21 protein-coding genes are annotated in these 20,863 nt (G+C 36.7%); 17 read left to right on the top strand and 4 right to left on the bottom strand.

Annotation, left to right across the window (positions count from 1 at the left end; translation table 11 throughout):
• Positions 1-199: 199 nt before the first annotated feature.
• The 8 genes from EVI01_RS05445 (at position 200) to EVI01_RS14260 (ending at position 7,915) form a co-directional block, all read left to right on the top strand.
• Positions 200-1,762, top strand: a complete 1,563-nt coding sequence (locus EVI01_RS05445; protein WP_010750816.1) for an ABC transporter ATP-binding protein — start codon at positions 200-202, stop codon at positions 1,760-1,762.
• Positions 1,755-2,888 carry an ABC transporter permease gene (locus EVI01_RS05440; protein WP_010750815.1) on the top strand — a complete coding sequence of 378 codons (1,134 nt, stop codon included), beginning with the start codon at positions 1,755-1,757 and terminating at the stop codon, positions 2,886-2,888. The genes EVI01_RS05445 and EVI01_RS05440 overlap by 8 nt, the downstream gene beginning before the upstream one ends.
• Positions 2,888-3,844: an ABC transporter permease gene (locus EVI01_RS05435; protein WP_010750814.1), complete on the top strand. Its 957-nt coding sequence runs from the start codon at positions 2,888-2,890 to the stop codon at positions 3,842-3,844. Before EVI01_RS05440 ends, EVI01_RS05435 begins: the two co-directional genes overlap by 1 nt.
• A 97-nt stretch (positions 3,845-3,941) precedes the next feature.
• Positions 3,942-5,108 carry a phosphopentomutase gene (gene deoB / locus EVI01_RS05430; RefSeq protein WP_010750813.1) on the top strand — a complete coding sequence of 389 codons (1,167 nt, stop codon included), beginning with the start codon at positions 3,942-3,944 and terminating at the stop codon, positions 5,106-5,108.
• A 200-nt stretch (positions 5,109-5,308) separates the two neighbouring features.
• Entirely contained in the window at positions 5,309-6,127 is an 819-nt protein-coding gene (locus EVI01_RS05425; RefSeq protein WP_146811557.1) for a purine-nucleoside phosphorylase, read from the top strand.
• A gap of 20 nt (positions 6,128-6,147) precedes the next feature.
• Positions 6,148-6,855, top strand: a complete 708-nt coding sequence (deoD, locus tag EVI01_RS05420) for a purine-nucleoside phosphorylase (RefSeq protein ID WP_010750811.1) — start codon at positions 6,148-6,150, stop codon at positions 6,853-6,855.
• A 602-nt stretch (positions 6,856-7,457) separates the two neighbouring features.
• Entirely contained in the window at positions 7,458-7,784 is a 327-nt protein-coding gene (locus EVI01_RS13630; RefSeq protein WP_186808770.1) for a hypothetical protein, read from the top strand.
• 2 nt (positions 7,785-7,786) lie between these two features.
• A complete protein-coding gene (locus tag EVI01_RS14260) occupies positions 7,787-7,915 on the top strand; it encodes a CPBP family intramembrane glutamic endopeptidase (protein WP_371859412.1) in 129 nt (42 codons plus the stop codon).
• Positions 7,916-8,187: 272 nt separating this feature from the next.
• Here EVI01_RS14260 and EVI01_RS05410 read toward each other — a convergent pair whose 3' ends face one another.
• Entirely contained in the window at positions 8,188-8,814 is a 627-nt protein-coding gene (locus EVI01_RS05410; RefSeq protein ID WP_010750809.1) for a hypothetical protein, read from the bottom strand.
• A 288-nt stretch (positions 8,815-9,102) separates the two neighbouring features.
• Between EVI01_RS05410 and EVI01_RS05405 the strand changes: the two genes are divergently transcribed.
• Positions 9,103-9,693, top strand: a complete 591-nt coding sequence (locus EVI01_RS05405) for a response regulator transcription factor (protein ID WP_025480626.1) — start codon at positions 9,103-9,105, stop codon at positions 9,691-9,693.
• 400 nt (positions 9,694-10,093) lie between these two features.
• Here the strand turns inward: EVI01_RS05405 and gpmA are convergent, their stop codons facing one another.
• From gpmA to rpiA, 3 genes are all read right to left on the bottom strand, one after another.
• On the bottom strand, positions 10,094-10,780 hold the full coding sequence (gene gpmA, locus EVI01_RS05400; RefSeq protein ID WP_010720464.1) for a 2,3-diphosphoglycerate-dependent phosphoglycerate mutase: 687 nt from the start codon (positions 10,778-10,780) through the stop codon (positions 10,094-10,096).
• Positions 10,781-11,057: 277 nt separating this feature from the next.
• Positions 11,058-11,639, bottom strand: coding sequence for a recombinase family protein (locus tag EVI01_RS05395; protein WP_010750807.1), 582 nt, complete (start codon positions 11,637-11,639; stop codon positions 11,058-11,060).
• A gap of 126 nt (positions 11,640-11,765) precedes the next feature.
• Positions 11,766-12,449 carry a ribose-5-phosphate isomerase RpiA gene (gene rpiA, locus EVI01_RS05390; RefSeq protein WP_010750806.1) on the bottom strand — a complete coding sequence of 228 codons (684 nt, stop codon included), beginning with the start codon at positions 12,447-12,449 and terminating at the stop codon, positions 11,766-11,768.
• Between the two features lie 310 nt (positions 12,450-12,759).
• Between rpiA and rpsL the strand changes: the two genes are divergently transcribed.
• From rpsL to EVI01_RS05350, 8 genes are all read left to right on the top strand, one after another.
• Positions 12,760-13,173, top strand: a complete 414-nt coding sequence (gene rpsL, locus EVI01_RS05385) for a 30S ribosomal protein S12 (protein WP_002294318.1) — start codon at positions 12,760-12,762, stop codon at positions 13,171-13,173.
• Between the two features lie 87 nt (positions 13,174-13,260).
• Positions 13,261-13,731 (top strand): 30S ribosomal protein S7, encoded by a 471-nt coding sequence (gene rpsG / locus EVI01_RS05380; RefSeq protein ID WP_010720461.1) that lies wholly within the window; start codon positions 13,261-13,263, stop codon positions 13,729-13,731.
• 78 nt (positions 13,732-13,809) lie between these two features.
• Positions 13,810-15,894, top strand: a complete 2,085-nt coding sequence (gene fusA, locus EVI01_RS05375; protein ID WP_010750805.1) for an elongation factor G — start codon at positions 13,810-13,812, stop codon at positions 15,892-15,894.
• A 171-nt stretch (positions 15,895-16,065) separates the two neighbouring features.
• Positions 16,066-17,253, top strand: a complete 1,188-nt coding sequence (gene tuf, locus EVI01_RS05370) for an elongation factor Tu (RefSeq protein WP_010720459.1) — start codon at positions 16,066-16,068, stop codon at positions 17,251-17,253.
• 197 nt (positions 17,254-17,450) lie between these two features.
• On the top strand, positions 17,451-18,920 hold the full coding sequence (locus tag EVI01_RS05365; protein WP_010750804.1) for a BglG family transcription antiterminator: 1,470 nt from the start codon (positions 17,451-17,453) through the stop codon (positions 18,918-18,920).
• 2 nt (positions 18,921-18,922) lie between these two features.
• Positions 18,923-19,411, top strand: coding sequence for a PTS sugar transporter subunit IIA (locus tag EVI01_RS05360; RefSeq protein WP_010750803.1), 489 nt, complete (start codon positions 18,923-18,925; stop codon positions 19,409-19,411).
• Between the two features lie 20 nt (positions 19,412-19,431).
• The gene (locus EVI01_RS05355) at positions 19,432-19,746 is read left to right on the top strand and encodes a PTS fructose transporter subunit IIB (protein ID WP_010750802.1); all 315 of its coding nucleotides are present in this window, start codon (positions 19,432-19,434) and stop codon (positions 19,744-19,746) included.
• A 15-nt stretch (positions 19,747-19,761) separates the two neighbouring features.
• Positions 19,762-20,844, top strand: a complete 1,083-nt coding sequence (locus EVI01_RS05350) for a PTS fructose transporter subunit IIC (protein ID WP_010750801.1) — start codon at positions 19,762-19,764, stop codon at positions 20,842-20,844.
• The last annotated feature ends 19 nt before the right edge of the window (positions 20,845-20,863 follow it).

The following is a 20,863-nucleotide window of genomic DNA, read 5'->3' as shown; positions in this document are numbered from 1 at the left end:
TGCGGAATTAAGCCCAAAAATGGGAAAATATGAGAAGCTATTTTCAATTTTTCATTCTTAATTCTTGAAGCAGGGCATGCAGTTCACAGCCTCTTGATAAGGGAATAATCCCCTGAAGTTTTTGCTTCAATTTAAGATTTTATGTTATAAATCTTTGTTAATCGTTGCCTAGATAGAAATCGTTAGGATGTGAAAAATTGTGGTTCAAGAAAATATTGTCATAGAAATGCGTAATATCACCAAGCAGTTTGGTACGTTTAAAGCAAATGACAACATCAACTTGCAAGTAAAAGCAGGCGAGATCCACGCTTTACTTGGAGAAAATGGTGCCGGAAAATCAACATTGATGAATGTACTCTCAGGTCTTTTAGAACCGACGTCAGGTGAAATTTTGATGCATGGGAAAGAAGTCAAAATTACCAGCCCAACAAAAGCCAATCAGCTAGGTATCGGAATGGTCCATCAACATTTTATGTTGGTTGATGCCTTTACTGTTACTGAAAATATCGTTTTAGGAAGCGAACCAAGTCGAGCGGGGTTACTTGATCGTCGCAAAGCACGTGAAGAGATTAAAAAACTTTCGGAGCAATACGGACTATCTGTGAATCCAGATGCTTATATACGCGATATTTCTGTTGGAATGGAACAACGTGTTGAAATTTTAAAAACACTTTATCGTGGAGCTGACGTCTTGATTTTTGACGAGCCGACTGCGGTATTAACACCACAAGAAATTGATGAACTAATTGTTATTATGAAAGAATTAGTCAAAGAAGGAAAATCAATTATTTTGATTACCCATAAATTAGACGAAATCAAAGCGGTAGCCGATCGATGTACAGTTATTCGTCGTGGTCAAGGTATCGGTACGGTAAATGTCAAAGATGTTACTTCACAACAATTGGCAGATATGATGGTGGGACGAACAGTGTCCTTTAAAACGATGAAGAAAGAAGCAAAACCCCAAGAGGTCGTATTGTCTGTCGAAAACTTAGTAGTGAAAGAAAACCGTGGCTTAGATGCTGTGAAAGACTTGAGTTTAGAAGTACGTGCAGGAGAAGTTTTAGGTATTGCAGGGATTGATGGCAACGGACAATCTGAGTTGATCCAAGCGTTAACTGGTTTACGTAAAGCAGAAAGTGGAACGATTCGTTTAAAAGGTGAAGAAATTACCAACAAAAAACCACGTAAAATTACGGAGTCTGGTGTAGGTCATGTACCAGAAGATAGACATAAATATGGTCTAGTTTTAGATATGACATTAGCCGAAAACATTTCTTTACAAACATATTATCAAAAACCATATAATAAAAATGGTTTATTGAACTACTCTATTATGAATGAGCATGCTCGTGACTTGATTGATGAGTATGATGTCCGAACGACCAATGAGATCGTTCCAGCAAAAGCTTTATCAGGAGGAAATCAACAAAAAGCAATCATTGCTAGAGAAGTTGATCGTGATCCAGACTTGTTGATCGTAGCCAATCCAACTCGTGGATTAGATGTAGGAGCAATTGAATTTATTCATAAACGCTTGATTGAACAAAGAGATAAATTCAAAGCTGTTTTATTAATCAGTTTTGAATTAGAAGAAATTTTAAATGTTTCTGACCGAATCGCAGTAATCCATGATGGGAAAATTGTTGGAATTGTTGATCCGAAAGAAACTTCTGAAAATGAGCTAGGATTACTTATGGCGGGCTATTCTCTAGAAGAAGCAAGAAGAGAGTTAGAAAAGGTTGGTGGCGCACATGAATGATCGCAGTGAAAAGTTTCGTAATCTCCTAGTTCCTATTTTTTCAGTTATTTTAGGCTTGATTTTAGGTGCTATTTTAATGGCAGCATTTGGATTTAATCCGATACAAGGTTACTCATCCATGTTAAATGCTTCTCTCGGTTCTGAACGAAGTATCGGTGAAACCTTACGACAAGCAACACCTTTGATTTTTACCGCATTAGGTTTTTCTGTTGCAAATTCGGCTGGTTTTTTCAATATCGGGCTTTCTGGTCAGGCACTTTGTGGTTGGATTGTTAGTGTCTGGGTGGCATTGGCCTTTCCTGATCTACCAAAAATCATTTTATTACCAGCTTGTGTGATTTTAGGAGCCTTAGCTGGTGCAATGGCTGCGGCTATTCCTGGTTTGTTACGTGCCTTCTTTGGAACAAGTGAAGTCATTGTAACAATCATGATGAACTATATTTTGCTTTATTTAAGTACATTTGCATTACACGATATTATGCCAGATACGTATCGTTCAAGTTTGGATTCTTCAAATATGATTAGTCAAAATGCTTCTCTAAGATTACCTTGGATGACGCAAATGTTTGGCGGTTCTCGTGTCAATGCTGGGTTGTTCTTAGCGTTGATTGCTTTATTGATCGTCTGGTTATTAATGAAGAAAACGACATTAGGATTTGAAATTCGTTCAGTTGGGCTCAATCCATTTGCTTCGGAGTATGCTGGAATGAGTAGCAAACGTACGATTGTTTTATCAATGGTTATTTCAGGCGCTTTAGCAGGGCTTGGTGGGGTTGTAGAAGGCTTAGGTACGTATCAAAACTTCTTCGTTCAAACAACGTCACTTTCCATTGGATTTGATGGAATGGCCGTTTCACTTTTAGGTTCTGGTTCAGCCATCGGAATTTTACTTTCAGCGATTTTATTCAGTATTTTAAAAATCGGTGGTTTGGGTATGCAGACTGGGGCAGGTGTCCCATTTGAGATTGTGAATGTATCGATTGCATTGATTATTTTCTTTGTAGGAATCAACTTCTTAATTCGTTTCATTATGGCGAAATTCTTCCAAGGGAAAAAACAAGAAGAAATCGTAGCGACGATTGAGTCGAACCCAACAAGTCAGAATCAAGAAGGAGGAGATTTATAATGTCAACAGTTGAGTTAATTTCTTTGATCCTCACTTCTACGTTGGTTTATTCAACACCGTTAATTCTCACATCATTAGGCGGAACCTTTTCTGAACGAAGTGGGATTGTCAATGTCGGACTAGAAGGAATTATGGTTATGGGGGCCTTCAGTGCCGTCGTGTTTAACTTAACAATGAGTCCTACATTAGGCAACATGACGCCATGGATTGCTATTTTAGTTGGTGGTGTGGTAGGTGTGTTATTTTCATTACTGCATGCGGTAGCAACCATTAGTTTACGAGCAGACCATATTATCAGTGGGACAGTGATCAATTTGATGGCGCCAGCTTTAGGAGTATTTTTAATCAAAGCATGGTATGGTAAAGGGCAAACAGATAATATTTCCATCAACTTAGGATACTTCTCATTTCCTGGATTATCAAAGATCCCAGTGATTGGCCCAATCTTCTTTAGAAATACATTTTTACCAGCTTATTGTGCGATTTTAATCGCTGTGCTAGCTTGGTTTATTATCTTTAAAACAAAATTTGGGCTTCGCTTGCGATCTGTAGGTGAAAACCCTCAAGCTGCTGATACATTAGGGATCAACGTCTATGCTATGCGTTATTCAGGCGTATTGATTTCAGGTTTACTTGGCGGTATGGGTGGTGCAGTATTTGCTCAGTCTATTTCAGGTAATTTCTCTGCTGGAACGATTGTTGGTCAAGGGTTTATTTCAATGGCGGCAATGATTTTTGGTAAATGGAATCCGTTAGGTGCAATGGGTGCTTCTTTATTCTTTGGTTTTGCCCAAAGTTTAAGTATTATTGGTGCTCAATTGCCAGTGATTTCTTCTATTCCGCCTGTCTTGTTACAGATTGCGCCTTATCTATTGACGATTATCGTATTAGTCGTATTCTTAGGCAAAGCATCTGGACCTAAAGCAAATGGTAAAAATTATATAAAATCAAAATAAACTTTTAGTGAATAAAAAAGGGTGGGTTACGGGAAATGTTTTTTCGACTCGCCCTTTTTAATTTAATAGCAATAATAAAAAGAAAGAAGGAATAATCATGTTTAAACGCGTACATTTGATTGTCATGGATTCAGTAGGGATCGGCGAAGCACCAGATGCTGAAAAATTCGGTGATAAAGGATCAGATACACTTGGTCATATCGCAAAAGAAGCTGGTTTAACCATTCCTCACCTCGAACAGCTTGGGTTAGGCACGATCCGTCCATTAGAAGGCGTAGAAAATGTAGAAGATCACTTGGGCTATGCCACAAAACTAGAAGAAGTATCGGTCGGTAAAGATACAATGACAGGGCATTGGGAAATCATGGGTCTAGACATCAAGACACCATTTCGTGTGTTTCCTAATGGGTTTCCTGAAGAACTTTTACAACAAATTGAAGACTTCTCAGGACGCAAAATTGTTTGCAATAAACCATATAGTGGAACCGCTGTTATTGATGATTACGGCGAGCACCAAATAAAAACAGGTGATCTGATTGTTTATACTTCTGCTGATCCTGTCCTACAAATTGCTGCACATGAAGAAATTATTCCTTTAGAAGAACTCTATCGTATTTGTCAATTTGTCCGTGACATTACAAAAGATGACCCTTATATGATTGGGCGAATTATTGCACGTCCCTATGTTGGTGAACCGGGAAACTTCACACGTACAAGTAACCGACACGACTATGCTTTAGATCCTTTTGGGCACACTGTTTTAGACTCATTAAAAGAAGCGGGAAAAGATGTAATTGCAGTTGGTAAAATAAATGATATTTTTAATGGGCAAGGGATTACTGAATTTGTTCGTACAAAGAGCAACATGGACGGTGTTGATCAATTATTGAATGTGATGAAAAAAGAATTTACGGGAATTAGTTTTACTAATTTAGTTGATTTTGATGCGTTATTTGGTCATCGTCGAGATGTCGTAGGTTATGCTCATGCGATTGAAGAATTTGATTTACGTATTCCTGAAATACTAGATGCTATGGCTGAAGATGATTTACTGATGATCACTGCTGATCATGGAAACGATCCAACATTTTCCGGAACAGATCATACGCGTGAATATGTTCCATTACTTGTTTATAGTAAAAAAATGCAAGAACAAGGAAGCTTACCACAAGGTTATTATTCAGATATTGCTGCAACTATTGCTGAAAATTTCGATGTTCCTGCGACTGAAAACGGTGAAAGTTTATTGAAGCTGTTGAAATAAAAATAGTTTTATCGCTCTAACTAGATATAATTTAAAAATAGTTGTAAACGTACCGATTTACTTTAAAAATACACATCTGAAAGGAAGGATGACGATTGACTACTGGTCATTCTAAAAGTAGGTAACTAGCAGAATGTTCTTAACAGCCAATAAGACCTTCCTTTTAACGTAAAGAAAATTTTTTAATAGGAGAAAAATAAATGACCCAATTAAGTGAAATGTTACAAGAAACAACCCAATTTATTTTGTCAAAAGGTGTAAAAGAAATTGATTTTGGACTAATTTTAGGTTCAGGTTTAGGAGAATTAGCAGAAGAAATTGAAGAAGCAATTGTTATTCCTTATGATCAAATCCCATTTTTCCCAACATCAACAGTTGTCGGTCATGCTGGACAACTCGTATACGGGACATTGTCAGGTAAGAAAGTACTAGCCATGCAAGGTCGCTTCCATTTTTATGAAGGACATTCCATGCAGACAGTCACTTATCCTGTTCGTGTAATGGCAGCGCTACATGCCCACTCTGTTATTGTCACAAACGCTTGTGGAGGGGTAAATGAATCATTCGTACCAGGAGATTTAATGCTGATTACTGATCATATTAATTACACTGGACAAAATCCATTGATTGGGCCAAATGAAGATGAGATTGGTCCACGTTTCCCAGATATGAGTGACGCATATACTCATACGTATCGTGAAGTAGCAAAAGAAGCAGCTAAAAAATTAAACTTAGACCTGAAAGAAGGGGTCTATATGGGTTACTCTGGTCCAACTTATGAAACACCAGCAGAAATTCGGATGTCACGTATTGTAGGGGCTGATGCAGTCGGTATGTCCACCGTTCCTGAAGTCATTGTAGCAGCACATAGTGGATTGAAAGTACTAGGCATTTCATGTATTACCAATCTTTCAGCTGGCATGCAAGCGAATCTAAACCATGAAGAAGTCGTAGAAACGACACAACGAGTGAAACAATCGTTTAAAGAATTAATCAAAGAAGCTTTAGTGTTACTATAAAAAATAAAGGAGATTAACAGATGAGCGTACACATTGAAGCAAAACAAGGAGAGATTGCTGATAAAATCTTGCTTCCTGGTGATCCATTACGAGCAAAATATATTGCTGAAACATTTTTAGAAAATCCAGTCTGTTACAATCAGGTTCGAGGAATGCTTGGTTACACTGGAACTTATAAAGGAGAGCGTGTTTCTGTACAAGGGACAGGAATGGGGATGCCTTCAGCTACGATTTATGCGCATGAATTGATTCATTCGTATGGTGTGAAAAAATTGATTCGAGTGGGGACATGTGGCGCTTTGTCAAAAGACGTGCATGTTCGTGATTTAGTGCTTGCACAAGGAGCAGCCACGAGTTCTTCAATGATCGAAAAGAATTTTCAAGCCTTTCATTTTCCACCCATTAGTGATTTCGATCTATTGCTAAAAGCGTATGACTTAGCCAAAGATAAAGGCTATAAGACACATGTCGGAAACGTACTTTCAGAAGATTCTTTTTATAAAGATGATCTAACTGAAACGTTCAAATTAGCAGATCTTGGTGTATTAGGTGTGGAAATGGAAGCAGCAGCACTTTATTATTTAGGTGCGAAATACCAAGTACAAACATTAGCAATCATGACCGTCAGTGATCATTTGATTACTGGAGAAGAAACAACCGCAGAAGAACGACAAACAACATTCAATGAAATGATTGAAGTTGGTTTAGAAACAGCGATCCAAGGGTAAAAAATTAGAATTAAAGAATGCGATTAAACGTAAAAGTCAAAATGGGAAACTATTTTGACTTTTACGTTTTTTTTTTGCGAAGCTATTATTTTAAGCTACTATTGGTTAGAAAAATTTACGAACGTTGCATATATAAAATTTGCCTAAGAAGATTCTTTTTTATGGCACCTTGCTATACAAAAAAAGGAAGCGGTATAATAAATAAGTAATAGTTGATGTTTTGAGATGGATAAGAAAGGAATAATGAAAGCAATAAAGAGTATTTTTAGATAGTAAGTTGATAAATTGGAAGGAAGATATGAAAAGATATTTTTATCTGATAAACATAAGCATTGTATGTTGGGAATACGAGAAGAAAGAGACCTAAAGTATTTCAAGTATCTAAGCGAATTACTACTTGCTTTTTCAGGAGTTGGTGAGAAGGGGGCCAAAATGGCTAATAGTTCGATTGATTGGTAATCAAGATGAAGGTAGATTACATTCGGCTAACTCTAAAAAAGTATCATTCTAACTGTCTGTATAATCTTTTTTTCTATAATAAACTTTGGAATCATAAGAAGTAAAACCATTTTTATACTAATCAATTTGGGCTAAATTTGCGAATGATCCTATTTCATTACCTACTTTGCACGCCCGAATTGAAGCGAGCATTAAAAGGTCTAAATCTGACAATGATGAAACAAGTAGGCTTCACTTTGTTACTTTTGTTATTGGCGAATTTTATGTATATGGTACTTGTATTTTGCAGTTTTGAAGTAGTTTCACAAAATTACGATATTGTTGTTCTATTTCCTGTCATAACTATTGCGCTAGTAAGAGAAGAATTAGTTTGCCGTTATCTATTTTTGAGTATCACTGATTTTAATTGGTTGAAAATAGTGGATTCTTTTTCTATGGGCATAGCTTTACATATAGTGGAAATCTATTAGCAATGGAACAAGTTCTATTTTTGTCTTTAGGTACAACATATCTATACGTGAAAACCAACAATATATTACCTGCCATGATGTTACATAGTTTATATAATCTATTTCTCCTATCGCTGTCGTTATTCCAATAAAAATCCCAGCTTAGAAAGAATATCTAGGCTGGGAGAGAATTAAAATGTCTGACATAATGGATCTTTTGAGTCATGCAGAATTGATTATTGATTGGTTCATAACTTGGAAAAGATGGAAAATTAAAGTATACAAAGACAAATTAGAACAAATAAAGTGTATAGAATTAATTGAATTCTACTGTTTTTTGTTTCATTGCCTCTTTTTATCTTGTAATAGTAGTAACTGTATAACGTGAAGAGGTAAACAACTACTATTAAAATCTTTCCTAATATCATAGCTTTTGAATTGGGCTTTGTGTTAATGTATTTAGACTTGCAATAGGAAACTCATCTGTAGCTGTAATACGACATCCACCTTTTGATGATCCAACGCTGATCCATTTCTTCATATCAGAATTTGCAGCTCTAAAGCGTGTACCCAATATTGTAGAGCCAACTAAGCCTAGTAACGCGCCTGCAGGTCCTCCAGCCATTGCACCTCCGAGAATACCAACAGATTGTAGTAAAGTTGCACAAGTTCCGTAGTCGTCACGAAGATTAGCCATTGAAGATTTCGATGAAGCAAAAGCATTATAACCTCCTGTTTTAAACATCTCTGAGTAGGAAGCTCTGCCTGAAATATAGACAGTTGATTGCGCTCCATCGTATTTGTTTATTAAATAAAATGCTTCTTCTTCAGAAAGCGAAGTATTTCCGGTTAAGTTTTTTTTCGATAGAACCATTTGATTTAATTCTTGTTCAAACGCTTGCCATGTATCATTTGAAACACGTGTTACAGTAGCTTTTTGTCCTTCTTGAAGCTCGGAAGCATAAGCCGTTAAGGTTGATGGGAGTATGACGGATAAAATACAAAGTAGTCCCAAACTAGCAATAAAATACTTTTTTAATATCTTTTTCATGATCAATTATTCCTTCTTTCTAAAAAATTATTTATTTTATAATAGTGTTGTTTTATATCCAAGTATGCTTTTCTTGTATGTAAAAGTGCCCACTACTTTAAAATCTACGCTGAGTTGTTCTATCTCTTGATAACATTAATTGTAGAATAAAAAAAAACTTTTTAAAATAAGCAATATACGTTATTTTATTTCTCGTTTTACCTACTTAAAACGAATAAGCATGAAAGATTATAAAAAATAGAAAATTTTCTTCTGAGCTTTTGCATGGAAAGGGATGATATTATAGTAATGAAAATTATCTTATTTGATGACCATGAACTTTTTTTACAAAGCCTTGAATTATATTTAAGGAAGTATTTTGATCACTTTGTTGCATGTAATCATCGTAAAGATTGTCTTGAAGTAGTCAAGCAAGAAAAACCAGACGTTGTGTTGATGGATATTCGTTTAGGTGAGAAAAATGGTTTAGAAGAAGGAAAAAAAATACTTGAGTCTTTCCCAGAAACAAAACTTATTTTTCTTTCAGGTAGCACATTGATTGGAAATTATGAAGAAGCAATAAAAATTGGGGCAAAAGCATTTGTCAATAAAACAAGTTCAGTGGAAGATCTCGTGACGAAGATTCATCTAGTAAATGGGGGAGATACAATTTTTCCAGAATATGAAAAAATATATGTAAGTTTAACAAAAACGGAAAATAAAATTTTGCAGCTAGTAGCTAAAGGTAAGAGCCAACAAGAAATTGCTGAAATTATTTATAGTAGTCGACGGACGGTTTCAACTCATATGCAACACATTTTAAACAAGTTAAATGTTCATTCTACCGTTTCAGCTGTAGTACGTGGGATTGAGTTAGGAATTATTACAATTAAGATGTAGTTCGTATTTAAAAACAGGAGCATATTTTTTACATAATCAATTATTATCTACTTTATTCAATCTACAATTTCACATTAGGTAGCATATAAGCTTAGATGTCAATCTTACTGTTTATTCATTTAGCTAATTGAGTAATAATAAAACATTCATGAAATTGAACTCTATCACTTTGAGAATAATATAGGTAATGTCTATATTGTTTTTTAGTCATTACTTGTATATGAAGAAGTAAGTGGGGTAGTTGTTTTTCGAAGCTTCTTTACATTATTAGGCACGTTGGTACTCTCAGCATTAGATAGCGAGAACTGCCGTCTATACAATCTCTCAAAAAAACAGCCCCTGTATTTCTTATAATAATAGGAAATACAGGGGCTGTCTTACTTATAATCAATTATCTATTTTATAAATAGTATTTTTTAGCAACTGTTAAATCATCGTTTAATTCATAAACAAGTGGTTGGCCAGTTGGAATTTCAAGATCCATGATGTCTTCATCAGAGATGCCTTCAATGTGTTTTGCCAAAGCGCGTAGAGAGTTACCATGTGCAGCTACTAAAACAGTTTTGTTGTCTAGTAAAGCTGGCGCAATTTCGTCTTGCCAGAATGGTAAAGCACGTTCCAAAGTAACTTTTAAGTTTTCGCCACCAGGAATATCGCGTTTGTCTAGCATTGCATAACGACGATCGTTTGCTGCTGAACCTTCATCACTTTCGTCCATTAATGGAGGAAGAGTGTCGTATGAACGACGCCAGATGTGTACTTGATCATCACCATATTTTTCAGCTGTTTCTTTTTTGTTTAATCCTTGTAATTTACCATAGTGACGTTCGTTTAAGCGCCATGATTTAATTTGAGGAACCCAAAGTTGATCTGAGTGTTCTAAAATCAAGTTACAAGTTTTGATTGCACGAGTTAAAACAGAAGTATAAGCAACATCAAATTCGATTCCAGCTTCTTTGATTTTGCGTCCGCCTTCTTTTGCTTCTTCGATTCCTTCTGGTGCTAAGTTTACGTCAGCCCAACCAGTAAATTGATTTAATGCATTCCATTCACTAAGACCATGACGAGAAAAAACTAATTTTGGCATGTTTAGCTCTCCTTTAAGATAGGTTATATTTCTGAAAATTTCAGTTCTGCTTTATTGTACAATTTTTTGGAACAGATTTCCATTGAAAAATGAAGTTAATAAGACGGAATAACAAAGTAAGAAAGATAAAAACAAAATTAATTTTTCTGAATGAAGAGAAAGAAATAGGCCTACCAACCATTATGGAATCTGTTGGTAAACCTATCTAAGCGATACAGTGATTCATTTGACTGTTTCCCTCAGTCATTTACTTGAAGAAGATGTTGAGAGCCGTCTCTTAATATAATTGCTGGATTTCTTTTTCTGGAAGATTAATATATTTATAACATGTACCGACTGATACACCGCATTTAGTAGAAATTAACTGAATCGTTTCTTTTTTTTCATAATACAGACGACGGATTTTTTTGATTGTTTTAGGGTCAATTTTTGGACGACCACCAATTTTTCCTTTTTTACGTGCTTCGTATAGACCAACAAGTGTGCGTTCTTTGATCAAAGAACATTCCATAGTAGATAAACCATCCATTAATTGAAAATAAATTTTTCCCATAGGTTCACGCGTATCTATTTCTTCTTGGATACTTACTAAGTGTAAGCCGCGGTCTTTGAATAGTTGTGTTAGCTCTGTTAACTGACGAGTGGACTTTCCTAAACGATGGAGTTGACAGATAACTAAAGTATCGCCTGGTTGCATTTCTTTGATTACTTTTTCTAAACAAATATTATTAGACATCGTATCTTTAGACTCGTATGTCTCGTGAAAAATTTCATGACAACCAAAAACTGAGAGTTGCTCCACTTGGGTTGTAAGGTCAACATCATTGATGGTTGTGCGAGCATAACCGATAATCTTCATGGTGATTCCTTTCTAGCAATGTTTTTCTGTCTATATAACAGTAAAAATGTAGCATAAAGTCGGTTGAAAAGATAGTTTTTTTGTGTTTTTTGAACAAGTCATTTTTATCAAGTTTCGTATGGCTGCTTATTTTTGGTGGGGGGTATCAATGATGGATACTCCTTGAGCTGAACCAACAATGATGGTTGAAACCATATTTAAAAATAGTCCATGTTCTACAACGCCTACCAACTGATCAAGATAGGTTGCTAAAGACTCAGGATCATCAATCACTTCTAAGTGTAAATCAATGATGTAATGTCCGCTATCTGTTCTTAAAGTTTCACCAGTGTTTGTTTTACGTAACACAGGATGGTAGTTTTTCTCTTGAAAGATTCGCATCAATTGTTGCGAACCATAAGGAATAACCTCAACCGGAAGAGGAAATTTCCCTAACTGATTGACTAGTTTTGATTCATCAACGATCCAAATAGTTTGTTTGGAATACGTAGCCACGATTTTTTCAAAAAGAAGGGCGGCACCACCACCTTTGATTCCTTGAAAATCTTTGCTGATTTCGTCGGCCCCATCAATTGTTAAATCGACTTCTGAAACTTCATCAATACTCTTTAAAGGAATACCAAGTTTTTCGGCTTGTTCTTTTGTTTGCATTGAAGTGGTAACACCAGTAATAGTTAATCCTTCTTCCCGCATACGACGGCCAATTTCTCCTACCATATAGTAGGCTGTAGAACCTGTGCCTAAGCCGACAATCATTCCATCTTTTACATATTTAGCTGCTTCAATGCCAGCTGCTTTTTTTAAATTCATTCGTTGTGCCCACCTTTTTTAGTCTGTTTTATTTCATAGCTATTTTATATTGAATTTTAAGAAAAAGATAGCATCCATTTTTTGATTCAACTCAAATAAAAAAATACATAACACTAGTTGACAGAGACTTTTATTCATGATATTCTAACCAAGGTGCTTTATCTACAGGTCTCTAGTTAAGAGACGTGCTGACTGTTTATCAAAGCATATTTGATAAAGATGCAGAAATTGCATTTATTTTTTATCGCAAAAAAAGAACCACCTGGATGTGTGGAACTAGACGCGAATCGTGGGAAGGAGGAAACAAGGAATGCCTACAATTAACCAATTAGTACGTAAACCTCGTAAATCAAAGGTGGAAAAATCTAATTCACCTGCTTTGAACAAAGGATATAACAGCTTTAAGAAAACTCAAACAAACGTGAACTCTCCTCAAAAACGTGGGGTAGCAACACGTGTGGGTACAATGACACCTAAAAAACCGAACTCAGCTTTACGTAAATATGCTCGTGTTCGTTTGTCAAACTTAATTGAAGTTACTGCTTATATCCCAGGGATTGGTCACAATTTACAAGAACACAGCGTGGTATTATTACGCGGTGGACGTGTAAAAGACTTACCAGGGGTACGTTACCATATCGTTCGTGGCGCACTAGATACTGCTGGTGTAAACGATCGTAAACAAAGCCGTTCAAAATACGGTACGAAAAAACCTAAAGCTTAATTTTAATTATAAACAAATGAAATTTGTTCTTACTATTTTACAGTAAGACAATTACTATGAAGAATATTTCGGAAGGAGGAGTTACGGATGCCACGTAAAGGTCCTGTTGCAAAACGTGATGTTTTACCAGATCCTATTTATAACTCAAAATTAGTAACTCGCTTGATCAACCGTGTAATGGTTGACGGAAAACGCGGTGTTGCAGCTAGTATTATTTATAACGCCTTTGATTTGATTAAAGAATCTACAGGTAATGATCCATTAGAAGTGTTTGAACAAGCCATGAAAAATGTGATGCCTGTTCTTGAAGTTAAAGCACGTCGTGTTGGGGGTTCAAACTATCAAGTACCAGTTGAAGTTCGCCCTGAACGTCGTACAACTTTAGCTCTTCGTTGGGTAGTAAACTACGCTCGCTTGCGCGGTGAACACACAATGGAAGAACGCTTAGCAAAAGAAATCATGGATGCTGCAAACAACACAGGTGCTTCTGTTAAAAAACGTGAAGACACTCATAAAATGGCTGATGCCAACCGTGCATTTGCTCATTATCGTTGGTAAGATCCTCTCTGCCTGTTGGTTTAAACAACAGCAGAAAGTCAATTTACAATCGATTTAAATAAAGAGAGGAGTAAGAAAATGGCAAGAGAATTTTCGCTAGAAAAAACTCGTAATATTGGTATCATGGCGCACGTTGATGCAGGTAAAACTACAACAACAGAGCGTATCTTGTACTATACTGGTAAAATCCATAAAATTGGTGAAACCCATGAAGGAGCTTCACAAATGGACTGGATGGAACAAGAACAAGAACGTGGTATCACAATTACATCTGCTGCGACTACAGCGCAGTGGAAAGGTTACCGTGTAAACATCATTGATACACCGGGACACGTGGACTTCACAATCGAAGTACAACGTTCTTTACGTGTATTGGATGGTGCGGTAACTGTACTTGATGCACAATCAGGTGTTGAACCTCAAACTGAAACAGTTTGGCGTCAAGCAACTGAGTACCGAGTACCTCGTATCGTATTCTGTAACAAAATGGATAAAATCGGTGCAGACTTCTTATACTCAGTGAAATCATTACATGATCGTTTACAAGCAAACGCGCATCCAATCCAATTGCCAATCGGTTCTGAAGATAACTTCACAGGAATCATTGACTTGGTTAAAATGAAAGCTGAAATCTACACAAATGACTTAGGAACAGATATTCAAGAAACTGAAATTCCTGAAGAATATGCAGAACAAGCTCAAGAATGGCGCGAAAAATTAGTTGAAGCTGTTGCTGAAACAGACGAAGAACTAATGATGAAATATCTTGAAGGTGAAGAAATCACTCAAGAAGAATTGATTGCCGGTATTCGTCGTGCAACAATCAATGTTGAATTCTTCCCAGTGTTAGCTGGTTCTGCATTCAAGAATAAAGGGGTTCAATTAATGTTGGATGCCGTTCTTGATTACTTGCCTTCTCCAGTTGATATTGAAGCAATTAAAGGGATCGATACAAAAACAGACGAAGAAACAACACGTCCGGCTGACGATGAAGCACCTTTTGCTTCATTAGCGTTTAAAGTAATGACTGACCCATTCGTAGGTCGTCTAACTTTCTTCCGTGTTTATTCTGGTGTCCTTGAAAGTGGTTCATATGTATTGAACGCTTCTAAAGGCAAAAAAGAACGTATCGGACGTATCCTACAAATGCACGCCAACACTCGTCAAGAAATTGATAAAGTGTACTCTGGTGATATCGCTGCTGCGGTTGGATTGAAAGATACAACAACAGGTGATACATTATGTGCATTGGATTCACCGGTTATTCTTGAATCAATTGAATTCCCTGATCCAGTTATCCAAGTGGCTGTTGAACCTAAATCAAAAGCTGACCAAGATAAAATGGGTGTAGCATTGCAAAAACTTGCAGAAGAAGATCCATCATTCCGTGTTGAAACAAACGTTGAAACAGGTGAAACTGTTATCTCAGGTATGGGTGAGTTGCACTTAGACGTTTTAGTAGACCGGATGAGACGTGAATTTAAAGTTGAAGCAAACGTTGGTGCTCCACAAGTTTCTTATCGTGAAACATTCCGTGAAGCAACAAAAGCTGAAGGTAAATTTGTACGTCAGTCTGGTGGTAAAGGTCAATACGGTCACGTATGGATTGAATTTACACCAAACGAAGAAGGTAAAGGATTCGAATTCGAAAACGCAATCGTTGGTGGGGTTGTTCCACGTGAATACATCCCAGCGGTTGAAAAAGGATTAGAAGAATCTATGAACAACGGTGTTCTTGCTGGCTATCCATTAGTGGATATTAAAGCAAAACTTTATGATGGTTCATACCATGACGTCGATTCAAATGAAACAGCCTTCCGTGTTGCTGCATCTATGGCTTTAAGAGCTGCTGCAAAACATGCACGTCCTGTTATTTTAGAACCAATGATGAAAGTAACAATTACTGTTCCAGAAGATTACTTAGGTGATATTATGGGTCACGTAACGAGCCGACGCGGACGCGTTGAAGGTATGGAAGCACATGGTAACTCACAAATCGTTAATGCGATTGTTCCATTAGCTGAAATGTTCGGTTACGCTACAACATTGCGTTCAGCAACACAAGGACGTGGTACATTTATGATGGTATTTGATCATTATGAAGACGTACCAAAATCAGTTCAAGAAGAAATCATTAAGAAAAACGGCGGCAAAGCTGAATAATTCTTAAAACAATTGGGGTATAATCGAGAGATTTAACCAAGAGGCTGTATTTTTAATATAGTTTCGTGTAAAATAATTAACGATGATATGGGCATGTGATAGACTTATTGTTTATCATATACCTATCAGAAAAATAAAAAATATATTGGATTTTTAGGAGGACATTTTAAAATGGCAAAAGAAAAATTTGACCGTTCTAAACCACACGTTAACATTGGTACAATCGGACACGTTGACCACGGTAAAACAACTTTAACAGCAGCAATCACAACTGTACTATCTAAGAAAAACGGCGGCCAAGCTATGGCTTACGATCAAATTGATGGTGCTCCAGAAGAACGCGAACGCGGAATCACAATCTCAACAGCTCACGTTGAATACGAAACTGACACTCGTCACTACGCTCACGTTGACTGCCCAGGACACGCGGACTACGTTAAAAACATGATCACTGGTGCGGCTCAAATGGACGGAGCTATCTTAGTAGTATCTGCTGCTGATGGCCCTATGCCTCAAACTCGTGAACACATCCTATTATCTCGTCAAGTTGGTGTTCCTTACATCGTTGTATTCTTGAACAAAGTAGATATGGTTGATGACGAAGAATTACTAGAATTAGTTGAAATGGAAGTTCGTGACTTATTAACAGAATACGAATTCCCTGGCGACGATGTTCCTGTAGTTGCTGGTTCAGCTTTGAAAGCTTTAGAAGGCGACGCTTCATACGAAGAAAAAATTCTTGAATTAATGGCTGCAGTTGACGAATATATCCCAACTCCAGAACGTGACAACGACAAACCATTCATGATGCCAGTTGAGGACGTATTCTCAATCACTGGTCGTGGTACTGTTGCTACAGGTCGTGTTGAACGTGGACAAGTTCGCGTTGGTGACGTTGTAGATATCGTTGGTATCGCAGAAGAAACAGCTCAAACAACTGTAACAGGTGTTGAAATGTTCCGTAAATTATTGGATTACGCTGAAGCTGGAGACAACATTGGTGCTTTACTACGTGGTGTTGCACGTGAAGACATCCAACGTGGACAAGTTTTAGCTAAACCAGGTACAATCACACCTCATACAAAATTCTCTGCAGAAGTATACGTGTTGACAAAAGAAGAAGGTGGACGTCATACTCCATTCTTCACTAACTACCGTCCACAATTCTACTTCCGTACAACTGACGTAACAGGCGTTGTTGAATTACCAGAAGGAACTGAAATGGTTATGCCTGGTGATAACGTAACAATGGAAGTTGAATTAATCCACCCAATCGCTATCGAAAACGGTACTAAATTCTCAATCCGTGAAGGCGGACGTACAGTTGGTGCCGGTGTCGTTACTGAAATCAAAGCTTAATTAAGCTTACTAAAGCTACATTTATTCGGACGTTGAAGTCTGGAATGAAGATCTTTAAGATCCTTCATTCCAGGCTTTTTTTGTTAGTTAAAAGTTTCATATTTTTACAAGTGCATCAAGATGTCCAAAGTAGTGGACAGAACAAAAAATAAACAGTCAGAAAATTCAGTTATAGTATAAACAAGGAGGTTGAACAAATGCAGCTCGGTAAAAGAGAAAAAGAAATGATCGAATACTTTCTTAAATACGGATTGACCCTCACAGCTCAAGAGTTAGCTGGATTTGCCCATGTTTCAACAAAAACAGTGTATCGCACGATAAAAAAAGTAAATGAGGTTTCTGGAAATGGTGATATCATTTTAGCCGTTGCGGGAAAAGGATTTCGCCTAGATTACGACAAGTATTTAAATGAAAGCATCAGGAACGATGAAAGTCGAAAGCACCAGGGACCTCTAGAAAGAAGAAATGCAATTTTAATTAATTTATTGTTTAAATCACCTAAGAAACTATTAATTCATGAATTATTTCAACCTTATTATTTAAGCAATTCGGTCATCAATAACGATTTAACTAAAATCAATTTATTTTTAGCCAACCATCATCTCAAACTCATACGTCAAGGCGCACGTATCGGGGTAGAAGGCGCAGAAAAAAATATTCGGAAAGTTGTCAATATGTTGTTAAGCATCAATTTATTAGATGATAAAAAAATAGTGCCAAGTCAGTCATGGATCCATTCTTTTGACATCAATTTTATTACAACAATCGTAGAGTTTATAGAACAAAAATTAGTTAGCCGGATTGCCTATCCTTATGCAATGAATATTTTTTCTCATCTTTATATTCTAGTTAAACGGTTTCGTGAAGGAGTGGTTTATTTAGAAGAAACCTTTTGGGAATTGAATGAAGAAGACAAGCAAATGATACGTTGTAACCAAGAATTATACCAATTATCAAAACAAACGATGCTCAAAATGAGCCAATACTTAGGCATTTCGTTACCTGAAAGTGAGAGCTTTTATTTATTTCAATACTTAATTTCTTCTAGGATCGAAAATGGCGAGATCAAACATCAAAATGGTTCAGATGAAGCAAAAGAAATTACCTGTTTTTTTTCTACTCATATGAGTCGCTTAATGGGATTGGCAATTGACCAAGAAGAGAATAGACAAGATTTGTATAGGCATATCCAGCCGTTACTCTACCGATTGAAGCATGAAATCATGATAAAAAATGATTTATTGAATGACATTGAATTGGCATATACCGAAACATTTAAGCAAGTTGAAACAGTTAGTAAGATGGTACAAGAAACCTTTCATACGAATCATATATCAAAGAGTGAAATTGGTTTTTTAACATTGTATTTTGTTAAATACAAAGAATTAACACCTGTAAAAAAGCGAGTCGTGATCATGTGCAGTAGTGGAGTCGGCACCTCAGAATTATTGAAAGTCAAAGTAAAAAAAGCATTCCCTGAATTAGAGATTGTCGCTGTTTTGTCTGCACGTCAGTACCAAAAAAAACGAGTAGAATTTGGCGAAATTGATTTGATTCTAACCACTGTCCATTTAAATGAACCAACGAAAGTTCCAATGATTTTAGTCAACTCAGTATTTACCAAGCAAGATGAAAAACGTGTGCAACAACAATTAGGAGAGATGTGAAAATGGTTATGGATAATCCGATGGCAGAATTTAGTATCGCAAATGTGATTAATGAACAACTGATTTGTCTAAAAATGAAAGCGAAAACAAAAGAGGAAGCAATTATTGAATTAAGTAAACGACTCAAAGAAAACAATCTGATTGAAGATGTTGAAGCCTTCTCAAAAGATGTGTTCCAACGAGAAAAAGAAGGGATGACTGGTATTGGTTATGGAGTGGCTATTCCACATGGAAAATCGACGAGCGTCAAACACACTTCATTAGCTGTAGGAAAAGTTCAAACACCCATTCAATGGGAATCACTTGACGAACAACCGGTGCAAATCATTATCTTATTTGCAGTAAAAGATACGGATGCGAACACGGTTCACATCAAATTGTTGCAGAAAGTAGCAATGTTATTAGCAGAAGAAACATTTATTGAAAAACTGAACCAAGCAACAAGTAAAACAGAATTGATGGAGTTATTAGCAAAAGAGCCGACAGAATAGAAGAAATGGAGGAAACAAATATGAAAATCGTTGGAGTAGCAGCATGTACCTCAGGAATTGCTCATACGTATATTGCAAAACAGAAATTAGAAAAAGCAGCGAAGGCACTCGGTCATGAGGTTCACATTGAAACGCAAGGGACAATTGGCACAGAAGATGAACTAACAGCAGAAGAAATTGAAGGAGCAGACGTGGTTATTATCGCAGCAGATATTAAAATTGGGGGGAAAGAACGATTTAAAGGGAAAAAAGTGGTGGAGGTACCAACCAGTATGGTCATAAAAGCACCAAAAGGATTGATCACTAAAATTGCAGAAGAACTCATCAAAACATAAAGGGAGTGGGATTAGATGTATCGTCAATTACAATTAAAAAAACATGCGTTAACGGCTATTTCTTATATGTTACCGGTTGTTGTAACTGCCGGACTCTTGATTGCTATTGGCAATTTAACTGGTGGAAAAGTCATCGAAGATTATCAAACGGCTTATGCTATATCAGATGCGCTCGTTTCTTTAGGTGTTTTAGGGATGGGCTTATTGGCACCAGTCATTTCAGCAGCAATTGCCTATTCCATTGCGGATCGTCCAGGAATTGGACCTGGCTTATTTATGGGATTAATTGCCAATGCGATTGGCGCCGGCTTTTTAGGTGGAATGTTAGGTGGTTATTTTGTGGGGTTCTTTGTTTTATTTTTGGTAAAACATCTAAAGGTTCCAAAATGGGCACAAGGGTTAATGCCGATGATGATCGTGCCACTTTTGGCTACCTTAGTGATTGGTTTGTTACTATTTTTTGTGATTGGTGTGCCGATTGTTTGGGCAACAGAAGCAATGACAGAGTTTTTACAAGGATTACAAGGTTCTGGGAAATTTCTATTTGGTTCGATTGTTGGAGCAATGGCAGCATTCGATTTTGGTGGACCTGTCAATAAAGTAGCTTCGTTGTTTGCTGATGGCTTACTTTTAGAAAGCGTTCAAGAACCAGAAGCAGTTAAAGTACTTGCATCAATGATCCCGCCTTTTGGTGTTGCTATTTCTTGGATTTTATCAAAAGTCTTTCATCAGACAAAATATTCCAAAGAAGAAGAAGATAACATTAAAATTGCTTTTCCTATGGGGTTATGCATGATTACAGAAGGTGTGATCCCGTTAGCTGCTGTTGATCCCATTCGAGTGATTGTTTCTTGTACATTAGGTGCAGCGATTGGTGGCGGGTTAAGTATGACTTGGGGAATAGGATCACCTGTACCATCTGGTGGTGTCTTTATTATTCCAGCTATGACAGACCCCATAAAATTTACTTTTGCATTATTGATTGGTTCAGTAGTTACTGGTGTTTTATTATTTGTTTTGAAAAAGGCACCGAATAACCGACCTGTATTAGAGGAGGAAGAGGAAGAGATTGATTTTTCTTCTATTAAAATAACTTAAATTGTAGGAAGTGAGAACT

The organism is Enterococcus villorum (assembly GCF_007990225.1).
Taxonomy (GTDB): Bacteria; Bacillota; Bacilli; order Lactobacillales; family Enterococcaceae; genus Enterococcus_B; species Enterococcus_B villorum.
This window is presented reverse-complemented; position numbering and strand designations above follow the sequence as displayed.

Bases quoted from the DNA above. Each gene is read 5' to 3' on its own strand.
- EVI01_RS05440 (WP_010750815.1), top strand. From the start codon at position 1,755: ATGAATGATCGCAGTGAAAAGTTTCGTAATCTCCTAGTTCCTATTTTT.
- EVI01_RS05435 (WP_010750814.1), top strand. From the start codon at position 2,888: ATGTCAACAGTTGAGTTAATTTCTTTGATCCTCACTTCTACGTTGGTT.
- deoB (WP_010750813.1), top strand. From the start codon at position 3,942: ATGTTTAAACGCGTACATTTGATTGTCATGGATTCAGTAGGGATCGGC.
- EVI01_RS05425 (WP_146811557.1), top strand. From the start codon at position 5,309: ATGACCCAATTAAGTGAAATGTTACAAGAAACAACCCAATTTATTTTG.
- deoD (WP_010750811.1), top strand. From the start codon at position 6,148: ATGAGCGTACACATTGAAGCAAAACAAGGAGAGATTGCTGATAAAATC.
- EVI01_RS13630 (WP_186808770.1), top strand. From the start codon at position 7,458: ATGATCCTATTTCATTACCTACTTTGCACGCCCGAATTGAAGCGAGCA.
- EVI01_RS14260 (WP_371859412.1), top strand. From the start codon at position 7,787: ATGGAACAAGTTCTATTTTTGTCTTTAGGTACAACATATCTATACGTG.
- EVI01_RS05410 (WP_010750809.1), bottom strand. From the start codon at position 8,814: ATGAAAAAGATATTAAAAAAGTATTTTATTGCTAGTTTGGGACTACTT.
- EVI01_RS05405 (WP_025480626.1), top strand. From the start codon at position 9,103: ATGAAAATTATCTTATTTGATGACCATGAACTTTTTTTACAAAGCCTT.
- gpmA (WP_010720464.1), bottom strand. From the start codon at position 10,780: ATGCCAAAATTAGTTTTTTCTCGTCATGGTCTTAGTGAATGGAATGCA.
- EVI01_RS05395 (WP_010750807.1), bottom strand. From the start codon at position 11,639: ATGAAGATTATCGGTTATGCTCGCACAACCATCAATGATGTTGACCTT.
- rpiA (WP_010750806.1), bottom strand. From the start codon at position 12,449: ATGAATTTAAAAAAAGCAGCTGGCATTGAAGCAGCTAAATATGTAAAA.
- rpsL (WP_002294318.1), top strand. From the start codon at position 12,760: ATGCCTACAATTAACCAATTAGTACGTAAACCTCGTAAATCAAAGGTG.
- rpsG (WP_010720461.1), top strand. From the start codon at position 13,261: ATGCCACGTAAAGGTCCTGTTGCAAAACGTGATGTTTTACCAGATCCT.
- fusA (WP_010750805.1), top strand. From the start codon at position 13,810: ATGGCAAGAGAATTTTCGCTAGAAAAAACTCGTAATATTGGTATCATG.
- tuf (WP_010720459.1), top strand. From the start codon at position 16,066: ATGGCAAAAGAAAAATTTGACCGTTCTAAACCACACGTTAACATTGGT.
- EVI01_RS05365 (WP_010750804.1), top strand. From the start codon at position 17,451: ATGCAGCTCGGTAAAAGAGAAAAAGAAATGATCGAATACTTTCTTAAA.
- EVI01_RS05360 (WP_010750803.1), top strand. From the start codon at position 18,923: ATGGTTATGGATAATCCGATGGCAGAATTTAGTATCGCAAATGTGATT.
- EVI01_RS05355 (WP_010750802.1), top strand. From the start codon at position 19,432: ATGAAAATCGTTGGAGTAGCAGCATGTACCTCAGGAATTGCTCATACG.
- EVI01_RS05350 (WP_010750801.1), top strand. From the start codon at position 19,762: ATGTATCGTCAATTACAATTAAAAAAACATGCGTTAACGGCTATTTCT.